This is a genomic window from Mycobacterium terramassiliense, assembly GCF_900157385.1.
GTDB lineage: Bacteria > Actinomycetota > Actinomycetes > Mycobacteriales > Mycobacteriaceae > Mycobacterium > Mycobacterium terramassiliense.
Genome location: NZ_LT717697.1, coordinates 247,400 through 267,911 on the forward strand (window position 1 = coordinate 247,400; position 20,512 = coordinate 267,911).

At 67.7% G+C, this 20,512-nt stretch carries 22 protein-coding genes and 1 pseudogene; 15 read left to right on the plus strand and 8 right to left on the minus strand.

Going from position 1 to position 20,512, the window contains the following annotated elements; all coding sequences use genetic code 11:
• Positions 1 to 53: 53 nt before the first annotated feature.
• On the plus strand, positions 54 to 2,837 hold the full coding sequence (locus tag MTAB308_RS01285) for a PPE family protein (protein ID WP_077097119.1): 2,784 nt from the start codon (positions 54 to 56) through the stop codon (positions 2,835 to 2,837).
• A 14-nt stretch (positions 2,838 to 2,851) separates the two neighbouring features.
• Here the strand turns inward: MTAB308_RS01285 and aceA are convergent, their stop codons facing one another.
• Positions 2,852 to 5,140, minus strand: coding sequence for an isocitrate lyase ICL2 (gene aceA / locus MTAB308_RS01290; RefSeq protein WP_077097423.1), 2,289 nt, complete (start codon positions 5,138 to 5,140; stop codon positions 2,852 to 2,854).
• A 216-nt stretch (positions 5,141 to 5,356) separates the two neighbouring features.
• Positions 5,357 to 6,076, minus strand: a complete 720-nt coding sequence (locus MTAB308_RS01295; protein WP_077097425.1) for an MBL fold metallo-hydrolase — start codon at positions 6,074 to 6,076, stop codon at positions 5,357 to 5,359.
• An 86-nt stretch (positions 6,077 to 6,162) separates the two neighbouring features.
• On the opposite strand from MTAB308_RS01295, the gene MTAB308_RS01300 reads away from it, so the two are divergent.
• Genes MTAB308_RS01300 through MTAB308_RS01325 form a run of 6 tightly spaced genes read left to right on the plus strand, consistent with a single transcriptional unit; the run spans position 6,163 to position 9,892 of the window.
• On the plus strand, positions 6,163 to 6,477 hold the full coding sequence (locus MTAB308_RS01300) for an ArsR/SmtB family transcription factor (protein WP_077097121.1): 315 nt from the start codon (positions 6,163 to 6,165) through the stop codon (positions 6,475 to 6,477).
• A complete protein-coding gene (locus MTAB308_RS01305) occupies positions 6,474 to 6,896 on the plus strand; it encodes an SRPBCC family protein (protein WP_077097123.1) in 423 nt (140 codons plus the stop codon). The genes MTAB308_RS01300 and MTAB308_RS01305 overlap by 4 nt, the downstream gene beginning before the upstream one ends.
• A 20-nt stretch (positions 6,897 to 6,916) precedes the next feature.
• Entirely contained in the window at positions 6,917 to 7,921 is a 1,005-nt protein-coding gene (locus MTAB308_RS01310; RefSeq protein ID WP_077097125.1) for a zinc-binding dehydrogenase, read from the plus strand.
• Positions 7,922 to 7,957: 36 nt separating this feature from the next.
• Positions 7,958 to 8,401, plus strand: coding sequence for an SRPBCC family protein (locus tag MTAB308_RS01315; protein ID WP_077097127.1), 444 nt, complete (start codon positions 7,958 to 7,960; stop codon positions 8,399 to 8,401).
• Positions 8,402 to 8,438: 37 nt separating this feature from the next.
• Entirely contained in the window at positions 8,439 to 9,035 is a 597-nt protein-coding gene (locus tag MTAB308_RS01320) for a YbhB/YbcL family Raf kinase inhibitor-like protein (protein WP_077097129.1), read from the plus strand.
• Positions 9,035 to 9,892 carry a lipase family protein gene (locus MTAB308_RS01325; protein ID WP_077097131.1) on the plus strand — a complete coding sequence of 286 codons (858 nt, stop codon included), beginning with the start codon at positions 9,035 to 9,037 and terminating at the stop codon, positions 9,890 to 9,892. The genes MTAB308_RS01320 and MTAB308_RS01325 overlap by 1 nt, the downstream gene beginning before the upstream one ends.
• 10 nt (positions 9,893 to 9,902) lie before the next feature.
• On the opposite strand, the gene MTAB308_RS01330 is transcribed toward MTAB308_RS01325, so the two are convergent.
• On the minus strand, positions 9,903 to 10,445 hold the full coding sequence (locus MTAB308_RS01330) for a TetR/AcrR family transcriptional regulator (RefSeq protein ID WP_077097134.1): 543 nt from the start codon (positions 10,443 to 10,445) through the stop codon (positions 9,903 to 9,905).
• On the minus strand, positions 10,442 to 10,786 hold the full coding sequence (locus tag MTAB308_RS01335; protein WP_077097136.1) for a DUF962 domain-containing protein: 345 nt from the start codon (positions 10,784 to 10,786) through the stop codon (positions 10,442 to 10,444). The genes MTAB308_RS01330 and MTAB308_RS01335 overlap by 4 nt, the downstream gene beginning before the upstream one ends.
• A gap of 85 nt (positions 10,787 to 10,871) precedes the next feature.
• On the opposite strand from MTAB308_RS01335, the gene MTAB308_RS01340 reads away from it, so the two are divergent.
• Positions 10,872 to 11,804: an alpha/beta fold hydrolase gene (locus tag MTAB308_RS01340; RefSeq protein ID WP_077097137.1), complete on the plus strand. Its 933-nt coding sequence runs from the start codon at positions 10,872 to 10,874 to the stop codon at positions 11,802 to 11,804.
• On the opposite strand, the gene MTAB308_RS01345 is transcribed toward MTAB308_RS01340, so the two are convergent.
• The gene (locus MTAB308_RS01345) at positions 11,721 to 12,590 is read right to left on the minus strand and encodes a LysR family transcriptional regulator (protein WP_077097139.1); all 870 of its coding nucleotides are present in this window, start codon (positions 12,588 to 12,590) and stop codon (positions 11,721 to 11,723) included. The two genes, MTAB308_RS01340 and MTAB308_RS01345, sit on opposite strands and share 84 nt — an antisense overlap.
• 92 nt (positions 12,591 to 12,682) lie before the next feature.
• Between MTAB308_RS01345 and MTAB308_RS01350 the strand changes: the two genes are divergently transcribed.
• Positions 12,683 to 13,075, plus strand: a complete 393-nt coding sequence (locus MTAB308_RS01350) for a tautomerase family protein (protein ID WP_077097140.1) — start codon at positions 12,683 to 12,685, stop codon at positions 13,073 to 13,075.
• Positions 13,072 to 14,055, plus strand: coding sequence for an NAD(P)H-dependent flavin oxidoreductase (locus tag MTAB308_RS01355; RefSeq protein ID WP_077097142.1), 984 nt, complete (start codon positions 13,072 to 13,074; stop codon positions 14,053 to 14,055). The genes MTAB308_RS01350 and MTAB308_RS01355 overlap by 4 nt, the downstream gene beginning before the upstream one ends.
• On the opposite strand, the gene MTAB308_RS01360 is transcribed toward MTAB308_RS01355, so the two are convergent.
• The 3 genes from MTAB308_RS01360 to MTAB308_RS01370 are packed head-to-tail and all read right to left on the minus strand — an operon-like array spanning position 14,041 to position 16,949.
• Positions 14,041 to 14,754: a hypothetical protein gene (locus tag MTAB308_RS01360; protein ID WP_077097427.1), complete on the minus strand. Its 714-nt coding sequence runs from the start codon at positions 14,752 to 14,754 to the stop codon at positions 14,041 to 14,043. The genes MTAB308_RS01355 and MTAB308_RS01360 overlap by 15 nt on opposite strands.
• A 27-nt stretch (positions 14,755 to 14,781) precedes the next feature.
• Positions 14,782 to 16,224: a class I adenylate-forming enzyme family protein gene (locus MTAB308_RS01365; RefSeq protein ID WP_077097144.1), complete on the minus strand. Its 1,443-nt coding sequence runs from the start codon at positions 16,222 to 16,224 to the stop codon at positions 14,782 to 14,784.
• Positions 16,225 to 16,232: 8 nt separating this feature from the next.
• Positions 16,233 to 16,949 carry a hypothetical protein gene (locus MTAB308_RS01370; RefSeq protein ID WP_245831183.1) on the minus strand — a complete coding sequence of 239 codons (717 nt, stop codon included), beginning with the start codon at positions 16,947 to 16,949 and terminating at the stop codon, positions 16,233 to 16,235.
• A gap of 173 nt (positions 16,950 to 17,122) precedes the next feature.
• On the opposite strand from MTAB308_RS01370, the gene MTAB308_RS01375 reads away from it, so the two are divergent.
• The 5 genes and pseudogenes from MTAB308_RS01375 to MTAB308_RS01395 all read left to right on the plus strand — a co-directional run bounded on the left by MTAB308_RS01375 (position 17,123) and on the right by MTAB308_RS01395 (position 20,501).
• Entirely contained in the window at positions 17,123 to 17,605 is a 483-nt protein-coding gene (locus MTAB308_RS01375; RefSeq protein ID WP_077097147.1) for a carboxymuconolactone decarboxylase family protein, read from the plus strand.
• 31 nt (positions 17,606 to 17,636) lie between these two features.
• Positions 17,637 to 18,278 carry a nitroreductase family protein gene (locus MTAB308_RS01380; RefSeq protein WP_077097149.1) on the plus strand — a complete coding sequence of 214 codons (642 nt, stop codon included), beginning with the start codon at positions 17,637 to 17,639 and terminating at the stop codon, positions 18,276 to 18,278.
• The gene (locus MTAB308_RS01385) at positions 18,278 to 18,772 is read left to right on the plus strand and encodes an SRPBCC family protein (protein WP_077097151.1); all 495 of its coding nucleotides are present in this window, start codon (positions 18,278 to 18,280) and stop codon (positions 18,770 to 18,772) included. The genes MTAB308_RS01380 and MTAB308_RS01385 overlap by 1 nt, the downstream gene beginning before the upstream one ends.
• Before the next feature lie 496 nt (positions 18,773 to 19,268).
• Positions 19,269 to 19,718, plus strand: a pseudogene (locus MTAB308_RS29540) (Fur family transcriptional regulator); the annotation flags it as partial.
• 318 nt (positions 19,719 to 20,036) lie between these two features.
• Complete coding sequence (locus tag MTAB308_RS01395) at positions 20,037 to 20,501, plus strand: Rv1352/Rv1906c domain-containing protein (RefSeq protein ID WP_077097153.1); 465 nt, start codon at positions 20,037 to 20,039, stop codon at positions 20,499 to 20,501.
• The last annotated feature ends 11 nt before the right edge of the window (positions 20,502 to 20,512 follow it).

A 20,512-nucleotide genomic window follows, 5' to 3' on the forward strand; every position in this document is an offset into this window, starting at 1 on the left:
GCCATATTGCCGTGCGCTTCGTTGTCCCGATCCGACGGGAAAGGATGAAATAAATGAGCTTCTTAGTGCTGCCGCCGGAGGTCAACTCGGCCAACCTGTTCACCGGTGTGGGGTCGGCGCCGATGTTGGCCGCAGCGACGGCGTGGGACGGCCTGGCCGCCGAGTTGGCCGCGGCCGGAGCCTCCTTCGGGGCGGTCACGTCCGGGCTCGCAGACGGCGCGTGGCAGGGCGCGTCATCGGCAGCGATGACGGCCGCGGCCAGTCCGCACGCGAGCTGGCTAGCCTCGGCGGCAACCGGCGCCGAGCGGGCGGCCGCGCAGGCCCGGGCAATCGCGAACGGGTTCGAGTCGGCACAGGCGGCGATGGTGCAGCCAGCTCTGGTGGCGGCCAACCGTTCTCAGTTGGTGACGTTGGTGATGTCGAACCTTTTCGGGCAAAACGCGCACGCGATCGCGATCGCCGAGGGCGAATACGAGCAGATGTGGGCCCACGCGGTAGCCACCATGTCCAACTACCACGCCGAGGCGTCGGAGGCCGTCGCGGCCCTGGCGCCGTTCACTCGGCCGCCGGGCGCAAATGCGGCCGCCGCCACGCCCAAGACGACCACTCTCAATCTGGGCCTCGCCAACGTCGGCGGGGGCAACGTGGGCAACGCCAACGTGGGCCTTGGCAACCTCGGCGGAGCCAACCTGGGCGATTCCAACGGCGGCTTCGGAAACTCCGGCAACTCCAACGTCGGCCTCGGCAACCTGGGGTTCGGCAACGTCGGCGTCGGCAACGCGGGCGCCGGCAACTTCGGTGTCGGGAACGCCGGCAGCGCCAACCTGGGAATCGGGAACACCGGCAACAACAACCTCGGCATCGGTCTCACGGGCAACAACCGGATCGGCATCGGCAACACCTACATCGGCCTTGGGCCCGCGGGCATCGACCAGTTCAACATCGGCGGCCTCAATTCGGGCAGCGGCAACCTCGGCTTGTTCAACTCCGGGACTGGAAACATCGGTTTCTTCAACTCCGGCACGGGAAACTTCGGCATCGGGAACTCCGGCAGCTATAACACCGGCATCGGCAACTCGGGCATGGCCAACACGGGCTTTTTCAATGCGGGCTCGGTCAACACCGGCGTGTTCGACGCAGGCTTGGCCAACACCGGCACCCTGGACACCGGGAACTACAACAGCGGCAATTTCAACCCGGGCGCGTCCAACACCGGAAGCTTCAACACGGGTAGCGCAAACACCGGCTTCTTCAATACCGGCAACGTCAACACCGGTGCCTTCAACACCGGCAACATGAATAACGGCCTATACAACGGCGGCGATCTGAATACCGGCGTCCTCTACCGGGGCATCGGCCAGGGCGGACTCCACTGGGCGTTCACGACGCCCGACCTGACGCTGCCGCCGCTCGAAGTACCCGGAATATCCATTCCCGCATTCAATCTGCCCGCCATCAGCCTCCCGCCCATCACCATTCCGGCGTTGCAGTCGCCGCCGAACGTAACGGTAGGCGCGTTTAGTTTGCCCGAGATTACGTTGCCGTCGTTTACTTTTCCGGCGTTGACGTCGCCGGCGAATGTTGCGGTGGGTGGGTTTAGTTTACCGGAGATTACGTTGCCGTCGTTTACTTTTCCGGCGTTGACGTCGCCGGCGAATGTTGCGGTGGGTGGGTTTAGTTTGCCGGAGATTACGTTGCCGCCGTTGACGATTCCGCCGCTTGTCTCGCCGGCTGGCGTGACCGTGGGAGGATTCAGCCTGCCCACGATACAAACTCCATCAATTACGATAAACGGGATAACCACAGCCCCATTCACTACTCCACGAATACTCACGACAATCACCCTCGGATATTTCGGCCTGCCCGAGATTGAAATCGACAACATTCACATATTTATTCCCAACAATATTACTTTCTTGCAAACGGGTGTCAGCGGGCTGTACCCCATGATCGGTGGTAACTACATCTCCGGCTTCGACATCAACGGAAATCCCATTTACTCAGGGGCGCCCGATGCATATATTACGATCGGCGGCGGTCACGTCAGCGGATTTTATTTTCCCGTGGCCATAGAGTCGTTCACCTTCCCGGCATTGAACCTGCCGGCTATCACCATCCCCAGCGTCACCATCGACCCCATCGCCCTGAGTGGCTTTACCCTGCCGCAGGTCTCCACCCCCGCGGTGACGACGACGCCGTACACGGTGCCCTCGATCGGGTTGAGTGGGTTCACGTTGCCGCAGGTCTCCACCCCCGCGGTCACCACGACGCCGTACACGGTGCCGTCGATCGGGTTGGGTGGGTTCACGTTGCCGCAGGTGAGCTCTCCGGCGGTGACGACGACGCCTTACACGGTGCCCTCGATCGGGTTGGGCGGGTTTACCCTCCCCCAGGTCAGCGTCCCTCCGGTCACGACGCAGCCCTTCACCGTCCCGCCGGTCGGGCTCGGCAGCTTCACCACCCCGGCGCTCACTGTCCCGAGCATCCACCTGCCCAGCACCACCATCGTGGGCATCGACATCCCGTCGGCCCCGGGCTTCTTCAACTCGAGCACCGCTCCGTCCTCGGGGTTCTTCAACACGGGAGCCGGCGGCGACTCGGGCTTCGGCAACAACGGCGCGGCGCTGTCGGGCTGGTTCAACGCGAACCCGATGGGCGGGGTCCTCGGCGGCTCCGGTTACCAGAACTACGGCAACCTGATTTCCGGCTTCAACAATCTGGGCGGTGGTGTCTCGGGATTCCTCAACACAGGCGCGCTGCCGCTCTCGGTGAGCAGCCTGGTCTCGGGGGCAGAAAACGCAGGCTACGAGCTGTCAGGCGTCTTCTTCCAGGACTGATCGGCGAGGGCGTCCTACCCCTCCTTGGTGATCAGCTTGCGCAGTGCCACGCGGTCGGGCGTCAGCAGCTCGGTGATGCGCGGGCGATTCACCTCGGCGACGATGATCTCGCCGACCTCCTGATAGACCTCGCTGAAGATGCCGTGGGACTTCATCTTCGAAGTCTGGTAGAGGTTGTCCTCGGTCGGCGTCACGTAGATCACCGCGTCGGCCTTGAAGCGGTGCACCAGCCACAGGTGGATCAGGGTCATCAGCCGCTTCTGCCGCAGCTTCTCGGCGAAGGTGTTCTGGTCGCGCACCTGAAGGATGCTGCGGCCGTGCCGGTCCTTGATCGGATCGACGACGACATTCGCCAATTGCTCCTCGCCGTTGCCGTAGATGCCGAGTTCGAGCACGTCCGAGCCCGCGCGGCGGGGCCGCAGCTGCACGCGCAGCTTCTCGCCGAGCTGGTAGTACTCGCTCCACATCGCCAGCCACTCCTCGAGCAGCTTCTTCGGCACCTCGGTTTGCACCAGGTGCTGGTGCTGGGTCGAACCCTCGCCCATCGCCTTGGTGGTCGCGGCCCGGCCCGAGGAGGCGGTCAGCGCCGCATCGCTGCGCGGCCCGCCGACCAGGGTTTGCGGTGTGCGGTAGGGGGACTCGACCAGGCGCATCTTCCGTTGCAGGCGGGCCAGCGCCAGCATGCCGTCCTGCCTCAGGGCGGTGGCGAACTCCTCGGCGGCGACACCGTCGATCTGGTGTCCGCCGTAGGTGATGAAGTTGAAGACGAAGCCCATCTTGCCGAGCTCTTCGGGGAAGCGCCGCATCTCCTCGTCGGTCATGCCGGTGGTGTCCCAGTTGAACGACGGCGAGAGGTTGTAGGCCAGCATCTGGTCGGGGAACTTGGCGTGGATGGCGTCGGCGAACTGCCGCGCGTCGGCGAGATCCGCTGTCTTCGTTTCCATCCAGAGGATGTCGGCGAACGGCGCCGCCGCGAGCGACTTGGCGATGGCGTACGGAATGCCGCCACGGATCTGGTAGTAGCCCTCCGGGGTCTTCGCCAGCTCGCAGTCCCACGGAGGGTCGACGCCCAGTTCCTTCGCCTTCTCCCTCGCCTCGTAGAGCGAGACTCGCTCGGCGAAGTGGCGCCACTCGTCGGCGGTCATGCCCGTCGGCTCATCCTCGCTCTCGCCGAACGCGAGGACCTCCGCCACGGCCTCGGAGTACGTCATCAGCCCGGCGTCGTCCTCCCAGGCGGCGACGAACCGCGACTCGACCTGGTCGAAGAGGTCGTCGATCGATTGCTTGCCGTCCTCCCGCCACGCGTTGATGGCGTCGGAGATCAGGCCCTGAATGCCCTGGCGCTCCAGCCACGCGGTGGCGCTGGCGTACTCGGAGTCGCACATCGCATAGAGCAGGTGGCCATTGAGTTCCTTGACTCCCAGCTCATAGAAGCGTCGAACCAGCGCCAGGAAGCAGGCCTTGTAGGACGGAATCTTCAGGTTGGTGGCGCCGAGCAGGAACGGCTGGTCGCGCTCGTCGGCGCGGCTGTCGATCAGGTTGGCCGCCTCGGCGTCGGTGCGCGCGACGATGATGCCCGGCACCCGCATGATGTCGAGCTGGAAGCGGGCGGCGTTGAGGCGCTTGATCTGCTCGTCCGACGGCACCAGCACCTTGCCCCCCTGATGGCCGCACTTCTTGGTGCCGGGGCGCTGGTCCTCGATGTGGTAGCCGGGCACGCCGACCTCCACGAACCGGCGGATCAGGTTGCGCACGTGCGGGTCCCCGCCGTGGCCGGTGTCGGCGTCGGCGATGATGAACGGCCGGTAGTCGTACTCCGGTGCGGTCGCGCGCTGCAGTTCGCTCATGTTCCGACGCAGGTACTGCTGATTCCGGTCGGCGGTGAGCAGGGCCCGCACCAGGACGGCCGCGTCGTCGGGCACCTGGCTCAACGGGTAGCTGGCGAGGTCGGGTCCGGGGTCCTCGGTCGTTGAGCCCTTGGCCGAGGTCGCCCACCCGCCGAGGTAGATGCCCTCGATCCCCATCCGCTTCATGCTGACCGCCTGGCCGGGCGAATACGGGCCGAACGTCGTGATGCTCTTCTTCGCCGCGAAGAGTTCGCGCAGCCGGTCGTAAAACGCCGCCGCCGCTTCCCGCGCCACGGTGTAGTCGGTAGGGATCGTGCCGCGCTGCTCGGCGACTTGGCGGGCCGTGTAGAGGCGGGTGATCCCGGCAAATCGGGAGCCCTCGAAATATCGCTGCGTAGCCTCGATGTCCTGCTCGAACGGCGTGCGGACCTCGGTGTCCGTTTCGATGATGGCCATGGGGTTACGCTCCTCTTTCAGCACGAATCCGCTGACCGTGAGTTTATCCCCGGACATAGCGGTTCAATCAGGGGTAAATAGTCCCGAACCGAAACTGTAGCCCCGCCGTACTCCGGCGTTTCGCGCCCGCGGCGCCCGTTGGGCCGGTCCCACCGCCATCCCCTGTCGGCGCCGTCATCCAACACCAAGCGCCGCAACGCCATTCGCCGGCGGCGCTCATCGCGGGCTGCCGCGGGCGCTCAACCAATCCCGCTGGCGCCGGATGAACTCGGCGTCGACCACCTTGCCGTGGCCCGGCACGTACACGGCTTGGGGACCACCAATCTCGAGGACTCGATCAAGGGTTGCCGGCCAGGCCGCCACATCGGAATCGGCGTCGATGTACGGATCGGCGGACTCCTCGACCAGATCACCGGTGAACACCACGACCGGGTCGCGTTGATCGTCCCGGGCGGGCAACACCACCACGACCAGGTCCGCTGTCGTGTGGCCGCGCCCCGGGTGCGTCACCGTGACGGTGCGGCCGCCGAGATCGATCGCGGCGTCGTAGAGCCCGCTCCGGGGTGGCTTCAACGCCGCAATCGCGCGATCGACGTCGGCGGCTTTCGCGCCGTAGCTGAGCGCGTGTTCGCGAAGGTGACCGGTGTGCGAGGTCAGATATTCGACAACCTCAGGCGCGCAATAGATTTCGGCGGCGCCGAACGCCGAGCAACCCAATACATGGTCGAAGTGCTTGTGCGTCAGCACAACGTGCGTCACGTGGCGCCCGGTGATTTGTCGTGCATCGGCCTCGATCGCGGCGGCTTCGGCGAGGGTGGTGCCGGTGTCGATGATCAGCGCTCCGTCGGCGCCGCGCACCAGCCCGATCGTGACGTCGCAGAACGCCAACCGGCAGCGATGCACGGTGTCGGTCAGTCGTTCCCAAACGAAGTGCACAAACAGGACGGTAGCCGCAGCGGGGCCGCGGTGGGACATGTCGGAAAAAGTTGACATGTCGGGAATGCCCGACATATCGTGGCCGGGTGGCCGCGGCCGATCGCGTGTTTGTTGCCCTGGCGAACCCGGTGCGTCGGGAGCTGCTGGAGCTGCTCACCGCACAGCCGCTGTCCGCGGGGGAACTCAGCGACCGGTTCGAGCTCAGCCGCCCGGCCGTCGCCGAGCACCTCAAGGTGTTGCGCGACGCCGGGCTGGTGGCCGACGAGCCGCAAGGGCGCCGGCGCATCTACCGTCTGACCGCGGAACCGCTGGCGCAGCTCGGCGAGTGGCTGCATCCGTTCGAGAAGTTCTGGCGCGCTCGACTGGTCGGGCTCGCCGAGGCGGCCGAGGAGCTGGAATGACCGAGACACCCGTGGCAGGCAGGGCGCCCGCCGTCATCCGGGTCGACCAATTCGTCGCCGCGCCACCGGCGAAGGTGTGGCGGCTTTTGACCGAACCGGAGCTGCTGGGACGGTGGTGGGCCCAGGGGGACGTGGCCGCGGTGGTCGGCCACCAGTTCACCCTGGACATGCCCGGCTACGGCAGGCAGCCGTGCCAGGTGCTCGAGGTCGATCCCCCGCACCGCTTCGTCTATACCTTCACCGCGGCCTGGACGCTCACCTGGCGCCTGGAGCCCGAAGGTTCCGGAACCCGAGTGTTCTTGGAACACAGCGGTTTTGACCTCAACGACAAAAGGATGGCCGAGGCCTTCGATCGCATGGGTCCCGGCTGGCGCGACGTCGTTCTTCCCCGCCTTTCCGACGCCGCCGCCCAGGCCTGAATCCGCGAGGAGGAATTACGATGCGCGCTATCGTCATCACCAAGCACGGCGGCCCTTCGGTCTTGGAGGTCCAACAGCGCCCCGACCCGCCGCCGCCGGGCCCGGGCCAGCTGCGGGTCGCCGTGCGCGCGGCCGGGGTGAACTTCGCCGACCACCTCGCCCGAGTCGGCATGTACCCCGATGCTCCGAAACTGCCCACGGTGGTTGGCTACGAAGTGGCCGGGACGGTCGAGGCGGTCGGCGACGGTGTCGACGCCGGCCGAGTCGGCGAACGGGTGCTGGCGGGCACGCGATTCGGTGGCTACGCCGAGGTCGTCAATGTCGCGGCAAACGATTCCGTGCGGCTTCCCGACGCGCTGAGCTTCGAACAGGGCGCGGCCGTGCCCGTCAACTACGCGACAGCATGGGCCGCGCTGCACGGTTACGGGTCGTTGCGCGCCGGCGAGCGGGTCCTGGTGCACGCCGCCGCCGGCGGTGTCGGCATCGCCGCGGTGCAATTCGCGAAGGCCGCCGGGGCCGAAGTGCACGGCACCGCGTCGCCCGCCAAGCACGCGAAGCTGGCCGAGCTGGGCGTGGACCGGGCCATCGACTACCGCCGCGACGGCTGGTGGAAGGGCCTGGGCCCCTACGACGTGGTGCTCGACGCGCTGGGCGGCACGTCGTTGCGACGGTCGTATGCCCTGCTGCGCCCGGGCGGAAGGCTGGTGGGCTACGGGGTTTCGGCGATGCAGCACGGGGAGAAGCGCTCGCTACGCGTGGCCGCGCCGCACGCGCTGGCGATGCTGCGCGGGTTCAACCTGCTGGACCAGCTCTCGGAGTCCAAGGCCGTGATCGGCATCAACATGCTGCGGCTGTGGGACGACCGCGGCACGCTCGAGCCCTGGATCACTCCCCTGGCCAAGGCGCTCGACGACGGCACGATCGCCCCGGTCGTGCACGCGGCGGTGCCGTTCGCCGAGGCGCCCGAAGCCCACCGCATCCTCGCCGCCCGGGAGAACGTCGGCAAGGTCGTCCTGGTGCCCTGAGTTTTTGTCACCGCGACAGTGGCTACATAGTCGGTCATGGCTATCACCGAATCCCGCGAAGTCGTCATCGACGCGACGCCCGACGAGATCATGCACGTGCTGTTCGACCTCGAGTCGCTGACCGAATGGTCCTCGATTCACAAGAAGGTCGAAATCCTGGAGCGCGACGACGAGGGCCGTCCGAGCAAATCGCGACAGACGGTGAAGATCGTGGGCGTCGCCGACGAGCAGGTGCTCGATTACTCCGTCCACGACGACGGCGTGGGCTGGACGCTGGAGAGCTCCAAGCAGCAACGCGCGCAGGAGGGCCGTTACACGCTGACGCCCGAGGGCGATTCCACCCGGGTGCGTTTCGACCTCACCGTCGACCTGTCCGCGCCGGTCCCGGGGTTCCTCGTCAAGCGGGGCGCCAAAGGGCTGATGGAGACGGCGACCGACGGATTGCGCAGGCGTGTGCTCGAAGTCAAGGGTGGCAAGTAGCTTCCGGACCCACGCTTCGGGAGCGACACTGTCCCCTATGGAATCGACATTTCACCGCATCGCATCGATCACGGCTGGTCTGGCGCTGCTGGCGGCACTGCCCGGGTGCGGCGGCAGCGATGGCGGCCGCATGACGGGTTCGTCGACGCTCAAGGTGACCACCCTTGGTCGCACCGTCGCCCAGGCGCCCGCCGACGGACCGCTGCTCATCAGCAGCCCGGCGTTCGCCGACGGTGCGCCCATTCCCGCGCAGTACACCTGCAAGGGGGCCGGCGTCGCGCCGCCGCTGACATGGTCGGCGCCGTTGGGCGCGGCGCTCGTTGTCGACGACCCCGACGCCCCGCGCGGTCCCTACGTGCACTGGCTTGTCGTCGGAATCCCTCCCGGCGCCGGTAGCACCGCGGATGGTCAGACGCCCGCCGGCGGGATCGGCCTGCCGAACTCGGCCGGCCAGGCCGGGTACAGCGGGCCCTGCCCGCCCGCTGGCACCGGCGTGCACCACTACCGGTTCACCCTCTACCAGCTTCCCGCCACATACGAGCTCCCGCCGGGACTCGCCGGGCCGCGGGCGGCTCAGGCGATCGCTCGGGCCGCGTCCGGACAGGCGCAGTTCACCGGAACTTTCGCGGGCTGATGCCTTCGACACCGCCGGCGTTCGATGTAACCACCGCAATCGAATTCGGCCAGCTCGTCAACGCCACCTACGGGATTTCGCCGGGCGATCTGACGAACAAGGCGGGCCAGCCCTTGACCGCCGGCGGCACCGACTACACCGTGGTCACCACGATCTACGCCAATGACCTTGCGACGGACATGAACCCGGCCCGAGCAGACGTCGAGGTGTCCATCGGACTGGTCTGCCAGGAGAACAAGACCGGCGACGTGGCAATCGCGCTCCGCGGCACCGAGGGAACGCTGGAATGGATTCACGACGCCGAATTTCTCCAGGTGCCCTGCCCCTTCCTGGCCGGCGCCGGCCATACCGAAGACGGCTTCACCGAGATGTACCAGTCCCTGCGGGCCGCCACCGTCCCGGGGGTGCCATCGCTCGTCAAAGCGCTTGCGACGCTTCCATTTTCACAGCCCGTCGGCGCCATCACGATCTGCGGGCACAGCCTGGGCGGTGCCCTGGCGACGCTGCTCGCGCTCGACGTCGCGGCGAACACGACATTCACCGACCCGGCCGTCTACACCTATGCCAGTCCGCGCACCGGGGATTCGCTGTTTGCAAGCACTTTCGACCAGGTGGTCAAGAATTCCTTTCGCGTCGCGAACCGGCTGGACGTCGTTACCGCGTTGCCGCCTCCGGTCGACTATGAGCATGTGCTCACCCGCTACGACCTGAACCCGATACGGCTGGCGCCGCTTCCGCCGCGTGTGCTGGTGAAATACTCGGTGCTGTGCGAACATTCGCTGGCGACCTACCTGTACCTGCTGTCCCTGCAATCGGGCGGGCCGGTGCTTCCGCTGGAGCCCGCCTGCAAGCCCTGACGGGTACTTGCTAGCCCGTTCGGGTCGCGAGCCGAAGCAGACCGCGGCGTAGCTGTTTGTCGCGCTTCCCGCCGGCCAGCTCGATCAGGGCGATCTCCGCAACCGCCGCGACGAGGAGCACCGCGACCGGCTCCGGCGGGGCCCAGCCGAGCGCGGCCAGGTCCGGCAGTATCAGCGTGGCCGAACTCTGGTTGCGCGCGGCCACCAAATCGCTCAGCCCGGCCTCGGTGCGTGATTGGACGAGTAGGGCCTTGGTGGCCGGGTCGGCCAAGCAGCCGTCGAGGTAGGCGTTCATCCCGGCTTCGAGCCGGTCGCGGCCCGGCGGCAGGTCGCCCATCGCCGCGGTGATCGACTCCTGCAGGTCGTCATGGAACCGGGCGTGCAAGGCCCGCAGGTATTCCGACCGGCTGGGCCAGTGCTGATAGAAGCTGCCTTTGGCCATGCCGGCCTCGGCGACGATCGCGTTGACCGAGATCCGGGCCAGGTCGGCCGAGCCCAGCAGCCGCTGGCCCGCGTCCAGCAGCGCATTGCGTCCCGGCTCCGGGGGCCTCACCGCGTGACCGCCCGGCCGGCTTTGCGTCGGCTGCGGCGGGCCAGCAGTTCGCCGTACTGCTCACAGACGTGGATCACGCCGGCGAGTTGGTAGGTGATCCACCCCTGGTGGGTCGACGGCAGGTTCTTCTCGAACAGCCGGTGCCCGAGGATCTGCATGACCCACCCCCCGGCGAACATCGCGGCGCCGACTCTCGGCTTGGCGAGCAGGAGCGGCATGCCGGCGGCGATGATCGGCGTGCCGACGAGATGGGTTGCCCTGACCCCGGTTGACGTGTGTTGGGTTCGGTAGTAGGCCATCTTGTCGGCGAATGGCGCTTCCGGCGGCGGGGCCGTTTGCATGTCGATTGCCTCCTTGTCACGGCGGTGGCGCCGTTGTAGCGTAACGGATGACCGACCAGTCGGTCAATCATCGAGAGGGACCCGCATGACGACCATCCGAACCCGGGCCGGACGCGTTGCCTATCGCGAATTGGGCAGTGGCCCAACCGTTTTGTTGCTGCACGCCACGCTGCATGACCGGCACGACTTCGACCCGATCGTGGAGGCGCTGGCCCGCCGCTACCGCACCATCGCGGTGGACTGGCCCGGGCATGGGGAATCCGATCCCGTGGACGCCGCCCTTCAGGCCGGCGCACCGCTGTTCGCGGACGTGCTCGAGGACGTCGTCGACGGCCTTGGCCTGAAGCGCGCCGTGCTGATCGGGAACTCGGTCGGCGGGTTCGCGTCCGCGCGGCTGGCGATCAACCGACCCGCGTTGGTGGCGGGATTGGTGCTGGTCAACTCGGGCGGGTTTGTCCCGTGGAACCCGTTGTCGCGCGCGTCCTGTCGCGTGCTTGGGAGGCCGGCGGTGTTCCGCCGGGCCGCTCCGCTGTTCGTCCGTGGCTACCTGAAGGCCCAGACCGACAGCGATCGCGAGATCGCCGCCCGCGCGGTCGCGGCGGCCAAGACGGCCGAGGGCGTCCGGACGGGCGCCGCCCTGTGGCGAAGCTTCGCCACCGCCGAGCACGACCTGCGTGGCCGCGCGGCCGGCCTGTCCGCGCCCACTCTCGTCGTGTGGGGCAAGAAAGACATCGCCATACCGCTGAGTGCCGGGCGCGCAACCCATGCGGCGATCCCCCATTCCCGCCTCGAGATCCTCGACACCGGGCATGTGGTGTTCTCCTCCGATCCGCAGGGCTTTCTCGCCGTCGTGGAGCCATTCCTGCAATCGGTCGCCGGTGCGGCGTGCGCTCACGGCGACGACACGCCGCGGCAACCGGCCGTGGGTGCGCACTCAGATCGCTTGAGCACTTTCCAGGGCGGCTTCGACGAAGCGGCGCAGCACGGCGTTGCGGGCGCGGGGCAGAAACGCGAGTGAGACGGGGCTTTCGGGCGCCCCCCGCAGCGCGATAAACCGCACGCCGGGGTGAATGTTGCGCCTGACGGCTACGTCGGGAATCACGCCGATGCCCCGATCGGCCGCGACGGATTCGATCCACTCGTCGAAATTCGTTGTCTCGACGATGGTTTCCGGGCCCGCGCCCGCGGGCCACGACCACGGTCCGGTGGTGCCGCTGGCGGTGTTGACCACCAACGGCCACCGTGGCACCTCGGCCCAGGCCAGCTCCGGCAGCTCGGCCAGGGCCGAGTGAACCGAGCACACCGCCACCCTCGACTCGTTGAACAGGTGGACGACCCGCACCGCGGTCGAGGCCACCTGCCCGCGCACCACCGCGACGTCGACCTTTCCCTGCTGCACCGCCGTCAGAGTGTTGTCGGTGCGGACCAACCGGACCGCCGTCCCGGTGGCCCGCTCGAAGCTGGCGACGGTGTCCTGGGCCCAGGGGTCGGGCAACAACCAGCTGAACCCCAGGCGGATGCTGGCTTGCCGGCGGACCGCGCCGAACCCGAGCTCCAGCTCGGCCAGGGCCCGCTCGACATGATCAAGGAATGTCCGTCCGGCCCGGGTCGTCTCGACGTGCCGGGAACTGCGATCGAGCAGCGTCACGCCCAGCGCGTCTTCCAACTGCTGGATGGTACGGCTGAGCGCCGGCTGGGTGATGCTGAGTTCGTCTGCGGCGCGGGTGAACGACTTGAGCCGCGCCACCGCCTCGAACGCCCGGAGGTGGCGCAACTCGACTCGGCCACCGTCCAGCGCACCCATGCCTGACAAGCATAGATCGATGACAGCAGGCATTTCACAGCCGATTTCTCCGGTCGTAGCGTCGAGGCAGGACACAGAAAGAGGGACACAAAATGCCGTTGTTGTACATCGACCTCATCGAGGGCCGCACGCCGGCGCAGGTTCGGGCGCTGCTGGACGCCGTCCACGAGGCGGTGGTCGAGGCGTTCGGCGTGCCGCCGCGCGACCGCTACCAGGTGGTGCGCACCCATCCGGCCCACGAAATCGTCGCCTGGGACACCGGCCTTGGCATCACCCGGTCGGCGCAGCAGGTGATCGTGCACATGGTGAGCCGGCGACGCACCCGGGCGTTGAAGGAGAAGTTCTACGAGCTGCTGGCGCTCAGCCTCTCCGAGAGGTGCGGGATCGACCCTGCCGATCTGATCGTCTCGATCACCGAAAACGGCGATGAGGATTGGTCTTTCGGGCACGGCCGCGCGCAGTTCCTTACCGGGGAGCTGACATGACCCTGGACACCCGCCTCACCCAATTCTTCGGGATCGAACACCCGATCCTGCTCGCGCCGATGGCCGGAATCTCGGGGGGCCGCCTCGCGGCTGCGGTGACATCGGCCGGCGGCCTGGGCCTCATCGGCGGTGGCTACGGCGAAAGAGACTGGCTGCAGAGCGAATTCGACCGGGCCGGCGCGGCGCGGGTCGGGTGCGGCTTCATCACGTGGAGCATCGCGCGCCAGCCCGGGCTGCTCGAGGAGGCCCTGGCGCGGCGGCCCGCCACGATCATGTTGTCGTTCGGCGAGCTGGCGCCGTTTGGCGACCGCATTCACGCCGCGGGCGTTCCGCTCATCGCCCAGGTACAAAACCTCGAGCACGCGCGCCGGGCCCTGGACGCGGGCGCGGAGGTCATCGTGGCTCAGGGTGGCGAGGCGGGCGGACACGGGATGGCCGTCCGTTCGACCTTCACGCTGGTGCCGGACGTCGTCGACCTCGTCGCCGAACGCGCGCCCCAGACGTTGGTGGTGGCCGCGGGCGGCGTCGCCGATGGCAGGGGCCTGGCGGCGGCGCTGGCGCTCGGCGCCGACGGGGCGCTGGTGGGCACCAGGTTCTGGGCGACTCCGGAGGCGTCGGTGTCGCCGCTGGCCCAGCAGCGCGCCATCGGAGCAAGCGGCGACGAAACCGTTCGCACCCGGGTCTATGACGTTGTGCGGCGGTTGGATTGGCCCGGCGAGTACACGGTGCGTGCGCTGGGCAACTCCTTCCTCGACACCTGGCACGGCAAGGAGGAGCAATTGTCGGGTTCGGTCGCAGAGGCGGTGGCAGCCTTCGAAACGGCAACGGCTGAGGAGGATTTCGACACAGCGGCGATAATCGTCGGCGAGTCGGTCGGGCGCGTTCGCCGAGTCCAACCCGTCGCTGACGTCGTCGCCGAGATGGTCGGTGAGGCCGCCGGGATCCTGAAACCCCGGGCGCCCAGCTCAGTACAGGGGTGACCAGTCCGAGGTCCGCAGCAGACGGCTCTCCCACTGATCGCGGAACTTGAGGGCCTCGAACATGTAGCTGCCGGGCGCCCGGTGCTCGGCGGGGACTTCCTTGGTGAGCAGGTGGACGAGGGCGGCATAGTTGTTGGAGTCGTCAATCTTCTGCCACAGCATGGCTTCTCGGCGGCGATAGCTGCCGTGGGCCACCTGGAAGCACGCCTGGATATCCAGGATGCGCATCCTGGCCGGCGCCCGGGACAGCGGCCGGTAATAGATCTCATCCCAGGAGCGGATGTAGTCGTCCAGCGGCGCATGAGGCCAGCCGGTGTCCTCCATGAACATGGTCAGTGGGTGGGTCTGAGCCGTGGTGGGCACGCTGGCCAGGTCGACGGTCTGGAGCGGTGACCACGCGACCGGCAGCAGCAGCTTGCCCGTCACCTCGTGGCGCAGGTTGTCCAGTTCGCGCATCCACGGCCGAAGGTCGCCGGTCTGGGCCCGGCGGGCCAGGCTCTCCCAGGCGGCGCCGTCGCTGATCCCGGTGATGGTGACGACGGTGTAGGACGCCCCGCTGCCATGGGCGTGGTTGGTGTACCAGAGCAGCCGCGCGTTGTCCTCGTTGGCCAGCATCGGCATCCAGCCGTCGCGGTAGGCGGCCTCGAACGCCTCCTGCCGCGCGCCGATCACCTTGTGGGTCTCATGAAGAAACAGCACTGGCACTCCCGGGTTTTCAGGTTTGGCTCAGGTCTCGCCCACGATGAGCGCGGCGATCTGGTGCCGGCTGACTTTGCCGGTCGCGTTGTAGGGAATCTCCTCGACGATCGCCAGCCGCTCGGGCAGCTTGAAGTACGCGACCAACTCACGACAATGCGCTCGCAGCTGCTCCAGTGTCACTGGCGCGCAAGCCACTACGGCCGCCCCGACCCGCTGGCCCAGCTCCTCGTCGGCGAGCCCGGCGACCGCGACGTCGCTCACCGCGGGATGGGAACGCAACGCCTCCTCGACCTCGACCGGCCCGAACTTCTCGCCGCCCCGATTGATGGTGTCGCTGAGCCGGCCGGACGGGAAGATATAGCCGTCGGAATCTCGGCGCCCGAGATCACCGGTGCGCAGCCAGCCTTCGGTCACGTTCTGGGTGGTGTGCACCCATAGCTCCCCCACCGTTCCGGGCGCAACGTCGTCGCCGGTGGCGGGATCGACCACTCGCACCTCGACCCCGGGTAGCGGGCGGCCGACCGAACCGGCGCGGGACGGGTCGCGGTGGTCGTCGGGCAGCAGGGTCGTGTACGCCCCGAGTGTCTCGGTCTGGCCGAACACGTTGGCGAACGCGACGTGCGGCAGCGCGGCCATCGCCCTGCGCACCAAGGTGATTGGCGCGGCGGCGGCCCCGTAGGCGATGGCAACCAAGGACGTCAGATCGGTGTTCGGAAAGTCCGGGTGGTCGAGGATGCGCTGCAGCATCGTCGGCACCATGAAGGTGGTCGCCACCCGGTGCTCCGAGACCAGACGCAACCATTCGCCGGCGTCGAACCGGGGCTGCACCACCGAGGTATTGCCCGAGTACAGACCGCCGAGCGTGCCGAGTGCGCCGCCGACATGGAAGAAGGGGACGCACATCATCCCGATCGCGGGTTTGGCTCCGGCCCGGAAGGGAGCCGCCATTCCTGTGATCCGCGCGGTGAGCCGCCGGCCCGTGATGCCGACGGCCTTGGGAAGCCCCGTCGTGCCGCTGGTGAACAGCACCAGGGCGTCCCGGGCGTCGGAGTCGTCGGTGGGCGGGGCCGGCTCGGGCTCTTCGTCGGCGAGGTCGGATACCGTCAATACCGTCGGCGCGCCCGCGTCACGGAGCCGCTCGACATACGGCTCCCCCGCTACCGCCACCGCGGCGCAGCCGGCGTTCGTCAGGAGCCCTTGCAACTCGGGCGGCGTCAGCGCGGGATTCATCAACGCGGCGGCGGCGCCGATGCGCGCAGCGCCGAGCAGCGTCGCGACCGACAGCAGGCTTCCGTTGTCGACGACGGCCACGCGCTGGCCGGCCACGACCCCGCGAGCGGCCAGGGCGGCGGCGCAGCGCCGCACCGTCGCCGCCAGGTCGCCGTAACTGATGAAGCGCCCGTCGATGATGAGCGCGGTCCGGGTCGGGTCGCCTGTCGCGGCGGCGTCAAGGATGGTCCCGGTGTTCATCTGCGGGCCTAATACAGGGGTGACCACGCGGAGGTACGCAGCAGCCGGCTGGTCCACTGGTCGCGCAGATCCAGGGCGTCGTGCATCCACGTGCCCGGTGCCCGGTATTCGGACGGAATGTGGGTACGCAGCAGTTCGAGCAGTTGCTCCGGCCGTCTAATGCGCTGCATCAGGATGACCTCGCGGCGCAGGTGGCTGCCCAGGGCGGGCTGGAAGGCCGCCTGGATCGTCAGCATGGAACCCGGCCGCTCCAGGCTGCGGGCGTAGACGTCGCCGCAGCGGTCGATGTATTCCTCGAACTTGTCCTGGTAGGGCCACATGGTGTCTTCCATGTAGAGGGTCAGCTCGTGCTCCCGGCCGTCGGTCGGCACCTCGTCGAACGACACTTCCTGCAGGGGCGACCACGTGAGCGGGACCAACAGCTTGGCCTCGACCTCGTGGCGGAGTTCGTCGAGGCCGCGGATCCACTTCTGCAAATCGCCCTGCTGCACCCGCAGGGCGAGCCTTTCCCACGCCGCCCCGTCCTTCACTGCGGTGACGGTGACGACGGTGTAGGCCGGCCCGCTGCCCTGGGCGTGATCGGCATACCACAGCAGCCGGGCATCCCCGTCGGCGCCGAGCATGGGCATCCAGCCGTCCCGAAACGCGGCCTCGAACTCGTCTTCGGCGCGGCCGCGCACCTTGTGTACCTCGTGCATGTACAGCACGCCGAGACCTCCAAACACGGGGCGCTCTGCTTTAAACGCCCACGTTTGACGGACGGTAGCCCGGCTGCTCTTCGGTCGCCGCGCCGGGTCTACATACGCACAATGAGGGGCGTTGGCCGACCTAGACAGCCGAGTCGAGAATCTGGTTTGCTTCGATACGGTAACGACCTTCACCGGGCAGGAGTTCACGGATGGCCCGACTCGATGTGCCGGATGGTCCCGGCGGCGAACCCGCCATGATCTGGACGCTGCGGCCGCAACTCGGCGGCATGGTCGAGCGGATGATCCGGGGCGCATACGAGCAAAGCATTCTGCCGGCCGAGGAGCGGGAGCTGGCGCGGATGCGAATCGCCCAGATCAACGACTGCGTCGCCTGCTCGGATTTCCGCGCCCAGTCCGTGCTGGACGCCGGCGTCGCCCCCGAGCTCTACGACAACGTCGCCGCCTACGCCAGCTACCCGGGCTACACCCCGCGTCAGCGCCTTGCCATCGAGTTTGCGGAGCGCTTCGCCAACGACCACGCGTCGATGGACGACGGGTTCTTCGAGAGGCTGCGCGGGGTGTTCTCCGACGAGGAGATCCTCGATCTGACGCTCTGCGTCGCGGTGTTCCTTGGCCTGGGCCGCTCCCTGGCGGTGCTCGGTGTCGACCAGTCCTGCGCCATCGAGCTCTGATCGGGCTTCGACCAACACGAGTAAGGATCCGATGGACATCGCGACGGTCGACGAGTTGCTGAGCACCACGCGCGCCGTTCGCAACCGCCTCGACCTCGACCGACCCGTCGGCCGCGAGGTGATCCTCGAATGCATACGACTCGCCATGCAGGCGCCCACCGCGAGCAACGCCCAGGACTGGCGCTGGTTGGTGGTCACCGATGCCGACAAGCGCGCCGCGATCGCGGAGATCTATCGCGGCGTCGGCGCTGAATATCTGGCGTATGCGGCCAAGGAGGCGTCCGATCCGCAGACCCGGCGCGTGTATGCCGGCGCGCTGGCCCTGACCGAGACGCTGGCTCGCGTTCCCGTTCACGTCATCCCCTGCCTGGACAACCGCATCGACAACTCGAACCTGCTGACGGCCGCCTCGGCCTGGGCGTCGATCATCCCGGCCGGCTGGAGCTTCCTGCTCGCGCTGCGGTCCCGCGGCCTGGGGTCGGTGTGGACGACGATGCACCTGGCCAGGGAACGCGAGGTGGCCGAGTTGCTCGACATCCCGGACACGGCAACCCAGGCCGCGCTTTTCCCCGTCGCCTACACGATCGGCACCGACTTCCGGCCGGCCAGGCGGCCGCCCGCCGAGACCATCACTTATTGGGATACCTGGGGACATCTGGTTGGAGAACGCTGATGCAGTCCTACACCGTGCGATTCCACGTCGACGCGCCGCCGAGGAAGGTGTGGCGGGTGCTGCATCCGCCGGTTCCGCCGAACGCGCCGAAGCCGCGGGTGCTCACGTGGCCGACGGGCAGCATGGAGATCCTCAACGAGGGCAACGAGGCCGGTGAGGGCCTGGTCCGCACCTGCGTCTTCCCGGTCCCCAAGTACCTGCTGTCGGGCGGCAGAGCGCGGTCGTGGGAAACCGTGACCGAGGCGGAGATGAACAAGCTGTCGCGATACGTCGCGGTCGGCGCGCCGCTGTGGTCGCGCGCCGAGGGCTATCACCAACTCGAGGAGCAGCCCGACGGCACCACCGTGCTGACCTTCCACGAGACCTACCACGCCTACAACCCCGTGCTGCGCTTCTTCCTCGAGCGTCCGGTGCACGCGAGGATTTCCCGCGACAACCTCGACACCTACGAGCACGCGCTGGGCTACGCCGGCAAAGTACGTCGTCTGACGTAACAATCCCTTCCCTGACAACGCTTTCCGCTATCCGCGGGTCGTGTGCGGCCAAACATCTGCTGGATGTGTGACCACCCGGGCTGCACCGTGGACGATGATCTCGAGGTGATCCGCGGCAAGGTTCGCGGCCGAGGTGGGACGGTGCAATCCGTCGAGGACGCGGGCGCACCGCGTTACTCATACGCGTCGTGCGGACCGCCGACGGATCAGCCGCCCGCCAGCGGCAGCAGCGCACCCGGCGAAGCGCGCTTTGCGCTACCCAGAGGCCCCCGGTCGCGCGGACCCAAGGTTTGGTTAACACTAGTATCGTGCGCCGAAAATGGGTGTCGCTTTTTGGTTCAAAACGCGCCGCAAGGTGCCCAAGGACCCTAATCTTGGCTGCGCCGCGACAGTACCGCTCTAGTGCGTTCTCGCGCTGCGAGGTTGACGGGTTTCGCGATCCGACGAGAAGGGCAGAGGCGTGATCAATTCCAGAAAAGATCTTCACCTCGTACAGGTGCCCTCGGTGGCGCGCTATGCGGAGCGTCTTCGTTCGGCCGATCTGCGCGTTACCCGCCCGCGGATCGCGGTGCTGCATTCGGTGCACCTGAACCCGCACGCCGACACGGAAACGATCATCGAAGCCGTGCGCGCCTGCCTGCCCGACGTGTCCCGGCAGGCGGTGTACGACATCTTGCACGCGCTGACCGACGTCGGTCTGTTGCGACGGGTTCAGCCCCCGGGCTCGGTAGCGCGCTACGAAACTCGCGTCGGCGACAACCACCATCACATGGTCTGCCGGAGTTGCGGGGCCATCGCCGACGTCGACTGTGCCGTCGGCGTGGCACCCTGCATGACCGTTTCGGACACCAACGGCTTCCACCTCGACGGGGCCGAGGTCATTTACTGGGGTCGCTGTCCCAGCTGCTCGGTGTCAGAGGTGTCTGAAGCCATCGGAGATCACAGTCCCACAGAGCAACTCCCCAACGGCATGCTTTGCTCGGGCGATAGCGGCAACCCGCCGCCGAGCGATGCCCAGCCGTTGCCGACGCCAGCGCCAGCCCCGGGACCGGGGGAATGGCTTGTCCCCGGCCCGCTCACGCCCATTACCGGGTTGAAGGCGGCCGGAATTGGGACAGGCGGGGTGGGAGCCAAAGCCGGGGGGGCTCGCTACGACATCGCTGATGCCACAGTGGCTAGCAACGAGCCTCGCATTGAGCCTTCCGTTTCGCCCCCGTCGACGTCTAGATGAAATGGGTCGCTCGCACCGGTAGGCTGCTGCCTCGTGGGGTTCAAGGTTAAAGCATCCGTGGCGGCACGATCTGTTGCCGCTGGAGTGCTGCTTGCCGGCTGGGCGGCATCGGCGGTCGTCGCCGGCGCCGATCCGGAGCCGACGCCGCCACCCGGGCCGAAGACCACGATGGACCACGACGGCACGTTCGCGGTGGGAAGCGACATCGCGCCCGGCATCTACAGCTCGGCGGGACCCGTCGGCGACGGCACCTGCTACTGGAAGCGGACGGGCAACCCCGACGGCAACCTCGTCGACAACGCCCTGAGCAAAAAGCCACAGGTAGTGCAGATCGAACCCACCGACAAGGCGTTCAAGACTACGGGCTGCCAGCCCTGGCAGCTCACGCCCGACGCCACCCCACCGCCCACTGCGCCACCTGCGGGTGTGCAGGGCACTCTCGGCATCCTCAACGGGCTGCTCGGCGGCCAGAACAGCCCGCCACCCCCCCATCCCTGACGGGAGCTCGG